General features: G+C 72.1%; 9 protein-coding genes. 3 read left to right on the top strand and 6 right to left on the bottom strand.

The features are described from left to right. Window positions 1–41 precede the first annotated feature (41 nt). A complete protein-coding gene (locus tag K4S16_RS12610) occupies window positions 42–1,202 on the bottom strand; it encodes a 5-(carboxyamino)imidazole ribonucleotide synthase (protein WP_149259552.1) in 1,161 nt (386 codons plus the stop codon). 217 nt (window positions 1,203–1,419) lie between these two features. On the opposite strand from K4S16_RS12610, the gene K4S16_RS12605 reads away from it, so the two are divergent. Continuing rightward, window positions 1,420–2,025 (top strand): GtrA family protein, encoded by a 606-nt coding sequence (locus tag K4S16_RS12605; RefSeq protein WP_235036757.1) that lies wholly within the window; start codon window positions 1,420–1,422, stop codon window positions 2,023–2,025. Between the two features lie 35 nt (window positions 2,026–2,060). Here the strand turns inward: K4S16_RS12605 and K4S16_RS12600 are convergent, their stop codons facing one another. The 5 genes from K4S16_RS12600 to glgX form a co-directional block, all read right to left on the bottom strand. Further along, a complete protein-coding gene (locus K4S16_RS12600; RefSeq protein WP_149259089.1) occupies window positions 2,061–3,332 on the bottom strand; it encodes an ATP-binding protein in 1,272 nt (423 codons plus the stop codon). 99 nt (window positions 3,333–3,431) lie between these two features. After that, on the bottom strand, window positions 3,432–4,103 hold the full coding sequence (locus tag K4S16_RS12595) for a response regulator transcription factor (RefSeq protein WP_019629095.1): 672 nt from the start codon (window positions 4,101–4,103) through the stop codon (window positions 3,432–3,434). A gap of 119 nt (window positions 4,104–4,222) precedes the next feature. Further along, a complete protein-coding gene (gene treZ, locus K4S16_RS12590; protein WP_149259088.1) occupies window positions 4,223–6,058 on the bottom strand; it encodes a malto-oligosyltrehalose trehalohydrolase in 1,836 nt (611 codons plus the stop codon). Continuing rightward, window positions 6,055–8,478 (bottom strand): malto-oligosyltrehalose synthase, encoded by a 2,424-nt coding sequence (treY, locus tag K4S16_RS12585; RefSeq protein WP_235036756.1) that lies wholly within the window; start codon window positions 8,476–8,478, stop codon window positions 6,055–6,057. Before treY ends, treZ begins: the two co-directional genes overlap by 4 nt. A gap of 14 nt (window positions 8,479–8,492) precedes the next feature. Further along, a complete protein-coding gene (glgX, locus tag K4S16_RS12580; protein ID WP_149259087.1) occupies window positions 8,493–10,658 on the bottom strand; it encodes a glycogen debranching protein GlgX in 2,166 nt (721 codons plus the stop codon). Window positions 10,659–10,908: 250 nt separating this feature from the next. Between glgX and K4S16_RS12575 the strand changes: the two genes are divergently transcribed. Continuing rightward, on the top strand, window positions 10,909–11,220 hold the full coding sequence (locus K4S16_RS12575; RefSeq protein WP_149259086.1) for a bacterioferritin-associated ferredoxin: 312 nt from the start codon (window positions 10,909–10,911) through the stop codon (window positions 11,218–11,220). Window positions 11,221–11,337: 117 nt separating this feature from the next. Continuing rightward, window positions 11,338–11,835 (top strand): bacterioferritin, encoded by a 498-nt coding sequence (gene bfr / locus K4S16_RS12570; RefSeq protein ID WP_141581003.1) that lies wholly within the window; start codon window positions 11,338–11,340, stop codon window positions 11,833–11,835.

Here is an 11,835-nt window from a genome sequence, read left to right as displayed (position 1 = left end):
CGTTCACGCGTGCCTCCCGTTGATCTCGCTCACTGGTGTCCTCATCGCGCGCGGTCCTTCATGGCGGGACCCCACCGCAGGTAGTCGGCGGCGTGCCGGGCGCGCTCGCGGACCTCGGCGAGGTCGGCGCCGAGCGCGGTCACATGCCCGATCTTGCGTCCCGGGCGGGACTCCTTGCCGTACATGTGCACCTTGACGCCCGGGTCGTGGGCCATCACGTGGATGTAGCGGGGGTAGACCTCCGGGTCGTCGCCGCCGAGCACGTTGGCCATGACCGCGTACGGGGCGGTGGGCTCGGTGGAGCCGAGCGGCAGGTCGAGGACGGCCCGCAGGTGCTGCTCGAACTGCGAGGTCCGGGCGCCCTCGATCGTCCAGTGCCCGGAGTTGTGCGGGCGCATGGCGAGCTCGTTCACCAGCAGCCCGCCCTCGGTCTCGAACAGCTCCACGGCGAGGAGGCCCACGACGCCCAGCTCCTCCGCGACGCGGAGGGCGAGGCTCTGCGCCTCGGCGGCCAGGTCCTTCGAGAGGCCGGGCGCGGGCGAGATCACCTCGACGCAGATCCCGCCCTCCTGGACGGTCTCCACGATCGGGTACGCGGCGCCCTGGCCGTAGGGGGAGCGCGCGACGAGCGCGGCCAGCTCGCGCCGGAAGGGGACGTGCTCCTCCACCAGGAGGTCGACGCCCTCGGCCTGCAGCCGGTCGGCGACGCGGGCCTCCTCCGGGTCGCCGGCCACCCAGACGCCCTTGCCGTCGTAGCCGCCGCGCGTGGACTTCAGGACCAGCGGCCAGCCGTGCTCGCGGCCGAACGCCTCCAGGAACGCCGCCGGGTCGGGCGACGGGACGGGCGCGTAGGCGGGGCAGGGGACGCCGAGGCCGCTCAGCCGCTCGCGCATGACGAGCTTGTCCTGGGCGTGCGCGAGCGCGGCCGACCCGGGCCGGCACGGGACGCCCGCGGCCTCCAGCTTCTGGATGTGCGGCCCCGGGACGTGCTCGTGGTCGAAGGTGACCACGTCGCAGCCCTGGGCGAAGGCCAGCAGATCGTCGAGGGCGCGGTCGTTGCCGACCCGCGCGTCCGAGACGACCTTGGCGGCCGAGTCGTCCGGCGCTCCGGCGAGCACGCGCAGCGGGACGCCGAGCGCGATCGCGGCCTGCTGGGTCATCCGGGCGAGCTGCCCGCCGCCCGCCATCCCGACCACGGGCATGTCACGAACCTTCACGTCGAAAGGCTATCGGGCGGCCGGGCCGAACGAATCACGCGGCGCCCGCGTCGAAGGTGTGTGGGACCCTCGGCAGTGGGCACGGGACAATGGGCACCGAACGGGGGGTGGCCGTGAAAGCTTCGTGTTCCAGCGTCCCAGGCGCCGCGGGCGTCTATCCTCGTTGTTCCTCCCCGCAAGCCCGGAAGGACGGATCCCCTTCGTGAGCCTGGTCGCCAAAATCCACCGGCGGTTCGCGCACCTCGTGCGGGAGCTGGCCCAGTTCGGCAGCGTGGGCGCCATCGCGTTCGTGATCACGTTCGCGATCGGCAACGGCCTGCACACCGGCATGGGGGTGGGCCCGCTCACGTCCAACGGCGTCGCCACGGTGATCGCGACGACGTTCTCCTACCTGGCGAACCGCTACTGGACGTTCCGGCACCGCGACCGCACCGGCCTCGGCCGCGAGTACGTGCTGTTCTTCGCGCTGAACGGCGTGGGGCTGGTGATCACCGAGCTGTTCATCGGCTTCTCGCACTACGTCCTCGGCCTCGACGGCGCGGTGTTCTACAACCTCGCGCTGGTCGTCGGTACCGGGGTGGCGACCCTGTTCCGCTTCTGGTCGTACAAGAAGTGGGTGTTCCTGCCGGCGAGCGCCCCGCCCGTCGACCCGGCGTCCGGGCTGCCCGAGGCGCCCTCGGACGACCTCACCGGCGAGCCCGCGGCGGATGGCCCCGGCGCGACCCGCGCGTCGGAGGGCGGTCCCGCCCCCGCGCCCCGGCTCCTGCACCCCCTCGACCGCGCCGCCGAGGACTACGCCGAGATCTGAGCTCCCGCCCCGGGCACCTGGCTTGAATCCCCGCGTCAGGCAGGCCCCATGACCACGCGTTCGGCGGCCAGGCGGACCTCGGCGGCCTGGCGCAGGAAGACCCCGAAGACCGCGGGCCGGGAGTGCAGGAGCTCCAGGCGCCCGCCGTCCACCACCGCCAGCGAGCGGGCGAGGTAGAGGCCGAGGCCGGTGCCGTGGCCGCCGGAGACGCTGCGCTCGAAGATGCGGGGCTCCAGCCCCGCCGGGATGCCCTCGCCCTCGTCGCCGACCTCGACCACCACCGAGCTCGCGCCCGGCTTGGTGTGGATGGTCACGGTGCCGGCGCCGTGCACGAGCGAGTTCTCCAGGAGCGTGGCGACGATCTGAGAGAAGCCCTCGGGGTGGGTCATGCCGACGAGGCCCTGCTCGCCGATGATCCGCACGTCCCGGCCGGCCTTGCGGAAGCTCGGCCGCCACTCCTCGACCTGCTGGGCGATGATCTCGTCGATCGGGGACGGGACGGCGCCGCCGGTCCGGTCGTGCCGGGCGCGGGCGAGCAGCTGCTCGACGACCGCGACGAGCCGCTCGGCCTGCGCGACCGCCGCCGCGCCCTCCTCCCGGACGACGTCGGGGTAGTCGGCGGCCTCGATCATCTCCTCCAGCCGCATGGACAGCGCGGTCAGCGGGGTGCGGAGCTGGTGGCTGGCGTCGGCCGCGAACTCGCGGCTGGCGACCAGCAGGTCGGTGATGCGGACGGCGCTGCGGTCCAGCACCTCGGCGACCCGGTCGACCTCGGGGATGCCGTAGCGGCGCGGGCGCGGCCGGGCGTTGCCGCTGCCGAGCCGGTCGGCGGTCTCGGCGAGGTCGACCAGCGGCAGCGTCAGCTTGCGGGCCTGCACCATCGCCAGGCCGACGGTGACGGCGACGCAGAGCAGGGCCAGGCTGCCGACCAGCAGGAGCAGCCGCAGCGCGGCGTCGCGGATCTGCGCCTCGGGGCGCGAGACCCGCACCCTGACCCGGCCGTGGGTGGCGGTCGCCGACAGGACGCGCCCGCGCGCGGGCGGCCCGGCGGTGACGGTCCGGCCGTCCGGCAGTGTGATCGACACGTGCCGGCCCGGGTACTCCCGGGCGAGGACCGTGCCGGTGACGGGCTGGTGCGCCTCCAGGCTGTAGCCGACGCCGCCGGCGATGGAGGACGCCTCCCGGTCGAGCGACCGGCCGGCCTCCTCGTACACGAGCTTGTGGGCGGCGTAGGCGAGGGGTATGCCGAGCAGGAGCAGCGCGACCACCGCCACCGCGAGCGTCGACAGGAGCAGTCGGCGCCTCATGGGGGCTCCTTCGAGGGTGGGGCCGCGGAGCGTGCGGCACTAGCCCCGGAGGCCTCTCGGGAAGGCCCCCGGCGTCCCGCACGACCGCGGCGGCCGGTGCTAGTCGCCGCGCTCGAACCGGAAGCCGACGCCCCGCACCGTGGTGATGTAGCGGGGACTGCCGGCGTCGTCGCCGAGCTTGCGGCGCAGCCAGGAAATATGCATGTCGAGGGTCTTCGTGGAACCCCACCAGTTGGTGTCCCACACCTCGCGCATGATCTGTTCGCGGGTCACGACCTTGCCCGCGTCGCGCACGAGCACGCGCAGCAGGTCGAACTCCTTGGTGGTGAGCTGCAACTCCTGGTCGCCCATCCAGGCGCGGCGCGACTCGGCGTCGATCCGCACGCCCTGGACGATCGGGGTCTCGGTGCTGCCCCGGCGCAGCAGGGCGCGCACCCGCGCGAGCAGCTCCGCCAGCCGGAACGGCTTGGTCACGTAGTCGTCGGCGCCGGCGTCCAGCCCGACGACGGTGTCGACCTCGTCGGCCCGGGCGGTCAGGATCAGGATGGGCACGCCGTGCCCCTCGGCCCGCACCCGGCGGGCCACCTCAAGGCCGTCCAGTTCGGGCAGGCCGAGATCAAGGACGATCAGGTCCACGCCGCCGCCGAGCGCCCGCTCCAGCGCCTGCGGGCCGTCGGGGCTGACTTCGACGGTGTACCCCTCGCGACGCAGCGCGCGGGCGAGAGGCTCGGAGATGGACGTGTCGTCCTCGGCGAGCAGTACTGAGGTCATGAACCGATCGTATGACCAAACTTGACCATTGCCCGGCTCCCGCCGCGCTCTTGACCTGCGGTTTGCCACTCGTAGTACAACAGCGAACACGGTTTTGCCGACGCGTCGCAGTTGTGGCCCTAGTCACGTCCCCAGGCGGGGGCGGCCGCCAGGTCGAGGACCGCGGCCGAGGCGCCCGGCAGCGCCATCGCGACCGATCCGGAATCGCCGAAGCTGACCGATTCGATGTGAATCGCCGGATCCGAGGCGAGCAGGAGCCGTGGGGACGTTCCGCCGGGACCGGGCATCGGGAGCAGGACGGGCCCGTCGCCGAGGTTCGCCGCCACGCACACCGGGCCGCGCCGCAAGACCAGCGCGCGCACCGCCTCGCCCGCCGCCCCGCCGGCCTCCTGGCTCTCGCCGTGCGTCTCGACCGTCACGGCGGTCAGCCGGGGGTCGTTCAGCTCGGGCCGGGAGCGGCGCAGAGCGATCAGGTCGCGGTGCCATTCGAGCAGGTCGCGGTGCGGGGGCCGGTCCGGCTCGGCCCAGTCGAGGACCGAGCGCCGGAACGTGTCCACAGCCTGTGGATCAGGGACCTCGCCGCTCCAGCCGTGCCGGGAGAACTCGCGCCGCCGCCCCTCGCTGACCGCGCGCGCCAGTTCCGGATCCTGGTGGTCGGTGAAATAGCACCACGGGGTGGACGCGCCCCATTCCTCACCCATGAAGAGCATGGGCGTGAACGGCCCGAGCAGGAGCAGCGCCGCGCCGGCTTTCAGCAGCCCGGGGGACGGCACAAGGGCACCTATGCGGTCGCCCGCCGCGCGGTTGCCGACTTGGTCGTGGTTCTGCAGGAAGCCGAGGAATCTGTGCGCGGGCGTTTCCCTGACATTGACCGGGCGGCCGTGGTGCCGCCCCCGATAGGTCGACATGGTCCCGTCGTGGACGAAGGCCTTGGTGAAGGCCTTCTCCAGCGTTTCCAGGGAGCCGAAGTCGCAGTAGTATCCCTGCCTCTCACCGGTGAGCGCGGCGTGCAGGGCGTGGTGGAAGTCGTCGCTCCATTGGGCGTCCAGACCGTATCCGCCGGCTTCCCGGGACGTCACCAGGCGCGGGTCGTTCAGGTCCGATTCGGCGATGAGGAAAAGTGCCCTGCCGAGGTGAGCGGAAAGCGCCGACACGGCGCGTCCCAGCTCTTCCAGGATGTGCACCGCACTGTGGTCGGTGAAGGCGTGGACGGCGTCGAGGCGCAGCCCGTCCAGGTGGTAGTCGCGCAGCCACATCAGCGCGTTCTGGACGACGAATGCGCGGACCTCGTCCGATCCCTCCTGGTCGAAGTTCACGGCGTCACCCCAAGGCGTGGCATGGGCGCTCGTGAAATACGGGCCGTAGCTTCCCAGGCGATTCCCGTCCGGCCCGAGATGGTTGTAGACGACGTCCAGGACGACGGCCACACCGCGGGCATGGGCGGCGTCCACGAAGCGCTTCAACCCGTCCGGGCCGCCGTACGGCTCGTGCGGCGCCCATAGGTGCACCCCGTCGTAACCCCAGCCGTGCCGGCCGGGGAAGGACGCGACCGGCAGCAGCTCCACCGCGTCTATGCCGAGCGCCACCAGGTGGTCGAGACGCTCCACCGCCGCGTCGAACGTGCCCTCGGGCGTGAACGTCCCCACATGCATCTCGTAGAGGACGCTGCCGGCGAGCGGGCGGCCGTGCCAGTGCTGGTCGGTCCACGCGAACCGTCCGTGGTCGTAGAGGCGGCTGCGGCCGTGGACGCCCTCGGGCTGCCAAGGGGAACGGGGGTCGGGCAGCACTTCGTCGGCCTCGTCCAGGACGAATCCGTAGTCGGTCCCGTGGGAGGCGTCCGCGACCTCGGCCTCCCACCACCCCGAGGGCCGCGCCTCCATGGGGTGCCGGGCGCCGCCGGCCACGACGTCCACGCGGCCGGCGGCGGGTGCCCACACCTCGAAACGGGCGCTCACCGATCGATCTCCCGGGGGACGAGCAGCGCGACGGGAAGGTGCTCGAACAGGCGCGAGGCGTCCAGGATCGGGCCCATGTGCGTGCAGCCCGTCAGGACGTCCCGCCAGCCCTGGCGGCGCACGTCCACGCGCGTTCCCTTCCAGCCGCCGCGGCGCTCCAGGCCCACGGGGAGCCGGGTGGCGAGCGCGACGGCCTCGCCCCGGGCGAACCCCACGACGTGCTCGGCGGCGGGCCCGCGCGCGGTGACCGGCTCGTGCCGGGAGCCGGGGCCGAACCACTCCGGATGGGACCGGCGCAGCCGCAGCACCCGCGACGTGACCAGCAGCTTCTCGTCGTCGACCTCCTTCGGCTGCCGGCCGGTGTCGAGCCGGAACAGGTGCTCGCGGCGCCGCCCGTAGTCGACGGGCCGCCGGTTGTCGGGGTCGACCAGCGACAGGCCGGTCATCTCGCAGCCCTGGTAGACGTCGGGGACGCCCGGCATCGCCAGCTGGACGAGCTTCTGGCCGAGCGTGTTCACGCGGGCGTAGGGGGCCAGCTTCGCGACGAACGACGTCATGTCGGTCACGAGGTCGGGGTCGGTCAGGACGCCGCGCGCGTACTCCAGGACGGCCTCCTCGTACTCGGGATCCTGATCGGCCCAGGAGGTGCGCGTCTTGGCCTCCCGCATCGCCTTGGTGAGGAACTCCTCCAGCCTGCCGCTGGTGAGCGGCCAGGCACCGACGAGCGTCTGCCAGAGCAGGTACTCCAGGTCCGGCTCCAAGGGGGACGTGCCGGGGCCCCAGGTCCGCCACCGGTCCACGGCTTCGACCCACTCGCCGGGCAGTTCCGACAGCACGGCCAGCCAGGCGCGCACGTCCTCCTCGCGCTTGGTGTCGTGCGTGGAGAGCGTGGTCATCGTCAACGGCCAGTCGCGGGCGAGCCGTATGCAGAACGCATGGAACTCCGGCTCGCCGACGCTGAACCGCCCTGGCGCGCCGCCGACCTCGTTCAGGGCGGCCATGCGGTTCCACCGGTAGAAGGCCGTGTCCTCCACGCCCTTGGCGGCCAGCGGAGACGACGTCTGCTGGAACCGGACGATGAACTCGGCGTCGGTGCGCTCGCCGCGTCCGAGGGCCAGGTCCACGATGGTTTCCAGGTCGCCGTGCATTTCCTCCGGCAAGTGCGCGCGTGCGCGGCGGGCGGCCTCGTCCACGACGTCCACGGCCTGCTGGGGTGCGTCCTCCCCGGGCACGACGTACGCGCGGTAGACGGGCATGGCGACCAGCAGTTCGACCAGGGCCCGCTCCAGGCCGGGGCGGCGTTCGCCCACCACCCGGTGAAGGACGCGCTGGAGCCGCTCGATCTCGGGCTTGAGGCTGTGCGTCGCGGCGTGCATCCGGGCGTCGCGCTCGACCTCCTCGAACTCGGCCGGGTTGCCGGTGAGCGACACGTAGTAGTCGGTCAGCGGCTTCTCTCCGGCCGGGTCGACGAACAGCCCGCCGATCATGCCGAGCGCGTCATAGCCGGTGGTGCCCGCGCACGGCCAGTCCGCCGGCAGCCGCTCCTCCCCCTCGGTGATCTTCTCGACGAGCAGCCGGCGGTCCGGGGCGGCCTCGGCCAGCCGCCGCAGGTAGCCGCGCGGGTCGGCGAGCCCGTCGGGGTGGTCGATGCGCAGCCCGTCCACCAGGCCGTCCCGGACCAGGCTCAGCAGCAGCGCGTGCGTGCGCTCGAAGACCTCCGCGTCCTCCTGCCGCAGCCCGATCAGGCCGGAGATGTCGAAGAAGCGCCGGTAGTTGGGCTCGCCCTCGCCGGGCGGCACGATCCGCCCGCCGCCCGCCGCCCAGTCGACGTCGAACCACCGGGCGAACCGCGACCGCGGCCCCTCCGCCAGGACGTCCGCGAACGGCAGGTTCAGCTCGGGCGGCTCAGGGATCGCCATGTGGTTCGGGACGACGTCCACCAGCACCCGGAGCCCGTGCGCCCGGAACCGGGTCGCCATGGCCCCGAACGCCTCGGGCCCGCCGAGCTCCTCCGACAGCCGGGAGTGGTCGACGACGTCGTAGCCGTGCGTGGAGCCCGGCGCGGCCTGCAGGATCGGCGACAGGTAGACGTGCGACACGCCGAGGGCCGCCAGGTAGGGGGCCAGCGCGGCGGCCTCGGCGAATCCGAAGTGCTCCTCGGGCGTCCCGCGGAGCTGGAGGCGGTAGGTGCCGGTCGGCGGCACGGGGAGGGCGTCCTCCTCTGGGACGGGTCTGTCGGCCTGTTCGGGTCTGTCCGCCCTTTCGGGCATGTGGTCCTCGGACACGGTTTCCTCGGGGGGTTCGGCGGCGGGAAGCGGTTCCTCGGGGACGGGCTCGGCCTGCGCGTGGGCGTCCGCCTGCGCGGCGTCCGCCTGCCTGAGGTCTACCCACGCAGGGGCTGTGTGCGCGTCGTCGTCCATCTGCCCGTCCTGCCTCAGAGCCGGCGGATGACCTGGACGGAGCGAGCGGCGACCGGCACGTTCTCGCGGGCCTTCACGACGGGCGACTCCTCCTCGGCGAGCAGCGGATCGGCGGTGTCCAGCACCTTCATCCACATCTGCCCGTAACGCGCGGGCGGAAGCGTGAACGGCAGGTCGCCCTCGTGGGCGTTGAACAGCAGCAGGAACGAGTCGTCCCTGACCTGCCGTCCGCGCCGGTCCGGCTCCCCTATCGCGTCGCCGTTCAGGAACACGGTCAGCGACTTGTTGAACCCGGCGGACCAGTCCTCGTCGGTCATCTCCACTCCGCCCGGGGTGAACCACACGAGGTCGGGCAGGTCCTCGGGCCGCGTCCCCGCGCGGGTGCGCCTGGAGCCCTCGACGCCGCCGCTGAAGAAGCGCCGCCGGCGGAACACCGGGTGCTCGGTCCGCAGCTCGGAGAGGCGGCGGACGAAGTCGAGCAGCGGGCCGCGCTCGTCGAAGAACGTGTCGTCGCGCAGGCCCGTCCAGTCGACCCAGGACAGCTCGGTGTCCTGGCAGTAGGCGTTGTTGTTGCCGCTCTGCGTCCGGCCGATCTCGTCGCCGTGCAGGAGCATCGGCACGCCCTGCGACAGGAACAGCGTGGCCAGGAAGTTGCGCTTCTGCCGCTCGCGCAACGAGATGATCTCCAGGTCGTCCGTCGCGCCCTCGTGGCCGCAGTTCCACGACCGGTTGTCGTCGGTGCCGTCGCGGTTGCCCTCCCCGTTGGCCTCGTTGTGCTTGCCGTCGTAGGAGACCAGGTCGTGCAGCGTGAAGCCGTCATGGCACGTCACGAAGTTGATCGAGGCGAGCGGGCGGCGGCCGTCGTCGGCGTACAGGTCGGACGAGCCCGTCAGCCGGGACGCGAAGTCGGGCAGCGCGCCCGGCTGCCCGCGCCAGTAGTCGCGCGTCGTGTCGCGGTACTGGCCGTTCCACTCCGTCCACAGCGGCGGGAAGTTGCCGACCTGGTAGCCGCCCTCGCCCACGTCCCACGGCTCGGCGATCAGCTTGACCTGCGAGACCACCGGGTCCTGCTGGACGAGGTCGAAGAACGCCGACAGCCGGTCCACCGCGTGCAGCTCGCGGGCCAGCGTCGCGGCGAGGTCGAAGCGGAACCCGTCCACGTGCATCTCGGTCACCCAGTACCGCAGCGAGTCCATGATCAGCTGCAGGACGTGCGGGCTGCGCATCAGCAGGCTGTTGCCGGTGCCCGTGGTGTCCATGTAGTAGCGGGGGTCGTCCTCCGTGAGCCGGTAGTACGAGGCGTTGTCGATGCCGCGGAACGACAGCGTCGGCCCGAGGTGGTTGCCCTCGGCGGTGTGGTTGTAGACGACGTCCAGGATCACCTCGATCCCGGCCTCGTGCAGCGACTTCACCATCGCCTTGAACTCCAGCACCTGCTCGCCGCGCTGCCCGGACGAGGAGTACTCGTTGTGCGGCGCGAAGAAGCCGATGGTGTTGTAGCCCCAGTAGTTGCGCAGCCCGCGGCTCGTCAGCGCGTCGTCGTGGACGAACTGGTGGACGGGCATCAGCTCCACCGCCGTCACCCCGATCGAGCGCAGGTGATCGGTGATCACTGGGTGGCCGAGCGCCGCGTAGGTGCCGCGCAGCGCGGGCGGGACGTCCGGATGCCGGGCGGTGAGCCCCTTGACGTGCGCCTCGTAGATCACCGTCTCGTGGTACGGGGTGCGGGGCGGGCGGTCGTCCCCCCAGTCGAAGTACGGGCTGACCACCACCGACCGCATCGTGTGGGGCGCGGAGTCGGCGTCGTTGCGCGACCACGGGTCGCCGAAGTCGTAGCCGAAGCACGCCTCGTCCCAGTCGACCTGGCCCTCGACGGCCTGGGCGTAGGGGTCCAGCAGCAGCTTCGCGGGGTTGCAGCGCAGGCCGCGCGACGGGTCGTACGGGCCGTGCACCCGGAACCCGTACCGCCGCCCCGGCATGACGCCCGGCAGGTAGGCGTGCCACACGAAGGCGTCCACCTCCGGCAGCGTCAGCCGCGTCTCCTCACCGTCGCCCGCCGGGCCGTCGAACAGGCACAGCTCCACCTTCTCGGCCACCTCGGAGAAGACGGCGAAGTTCGTCCCCGCGCCGTCGAACCGGGCCCCCAGGGGGTAGGCGTCACCCGGCCAAACCTGAGCCAATTGTTCCGCCCTTCGTAAGGGTGCGGCACCGGGGCGCCCGACCGCGCACGTACCGGGGGCCGCACCCGGGAAGCCCTTCCCCCTGGGGGATAGATCACACCGATCGGGACCCCACTGGCCAGAACGGACATCGGTGCGTTACGTTAGGGGAGCCTAACCTTAATGAGGGCGCCCTTACCGGCCCCGGTCGGGCACGCTGCGAACAGGACGCCGCGAACAGGACGAGCCGCACGGAAGGTCTCCCACCGGAATGTACGTCTGCATCTGCAACGCCGTCACGGAGGACGACGTCCACGGCTGCATGGCGAGCGGTTGCACGACCGCCAAGGCCGTCAAGGCGGCCTGCGGATTCAAGCCCGGCTGCGGCCTGTGCACCAAGCGCATCCACACGATGGTCAGCGAGTACCGCGCCTCCGCGGCCCTCGCGGACGCCCTGAACGGCGGCCCGCACCCTCTGGCGGCCGTCCCCGAGGCGCCCCTCGACGCCTCCCGGCTCCCGGAGCCCGCACAGGCCATGGGGCAGCGCGCCGACGGCGGCTCCGCGTCCTCGACCGCCGCCTGAGGCCCCCTTTCCCCCTCCGGTCAGCGCCCGTTCCGCACGGTGCGCTACGAATCGGACACGCACCGTGCGGGGTTCGGTACTGTCCCGGATCCGGTCCGGCATGGAAGCATGGGGGCCATGGAAGGCGACAACGACATCATCGCGCTGCTGAACGAGCAGCTCACCGCGGAGCTCACGGCGATCAACCAGTACTTCCTGCACTCCAAGATGCAGGAGAACTGGGGCTTCACCCGCATCGCCAAGCACACCCGCGACGAGTCCTTCGACGAGATGCGGCACGCGGAGCGGCTCACCGACCGGATCCTGTTCCTGGAGGGCCTGCCGAACTACCAGAAGCTCGGCACCCTGCGCATCGGGCAGACCATCGTCGAGCAGCTCAAGGCGGACCTGGAGATCGAGATGGAGGCCGTGGCCCGGCTGCGGCCCGGCATCGAGCTCATGCGCTCGCGCGGCGACGTCACCTCCGCCCGGATCTTCGAGGACATCCTCGCCGACGAGGAGGAGCACATCGACTACCTGGAGACCGAGCTGAGCCTCGTCCAGGCCCTCGGCGAGCAGAACTACCTCCAGCGCCTCACCGACTCGCCCGGCGAGGGCGGCCCGAGCCCCGTCTGA

The sequence above is a fragment of the Actinomadura sp. K4S16 genome, assembly GCF_008327685.1.
Classification (GTDB): domain Bacteria; phylum Actinomycetota; class Actinomycetes; order Streptosporangiales; family Streptosporangiaceae; genus Spirillospora.
Note: the sequence above shows the minus strand (reverse complement) of the source record. Positions and strands in the feature narration are given on the sequence as shown.

Bases quoted from the DNA above. Each gene is read 5' to 3' on its own strand.
- K4S16_RS12575 (WP_149259086.1), top strand. From the start codon at position 10,909: ATGTACGTCTGCATCTGCAACGCCGTCACGGAGGACGACGTCCACGGC.
- treY (WP_235036756.1), bottom strand. From the start codon at position 8,478: ATGGACGACGACGCGCACACAGCCCCTGCGTGGGTAGACCTCAGGCAG.
- K4S16_RS12610 (WP_149259552.1), bottom strand. From the start codon at position 1,202: ATGCCCGTGGTCGGGATGGCGGGCGGCGGGCAGCTCGCCCGGATGACC.
- K4S16_RS12600 (WP_149259089.1), bottom strand. From the start codon at position 3,332: ATGAGGCGCCGACTGCTCCTGTCGACGCTCGCGGTGGCGGTGGTCGCG.
- K4S16_RS12595 (WP_019629095.1), bottom strand. From the start codon at position 4,103: ATGACCTCAGTACTGCTCGCCGAGGACGACACGTCCATCTCCGAGCCT.
- bfr (WP_141581003.1), top strand. From the start codon at position 11,338: ATGGAAGGCGACAACGACATCATCGCGCTGCTGAACGAGCAGCTCACC.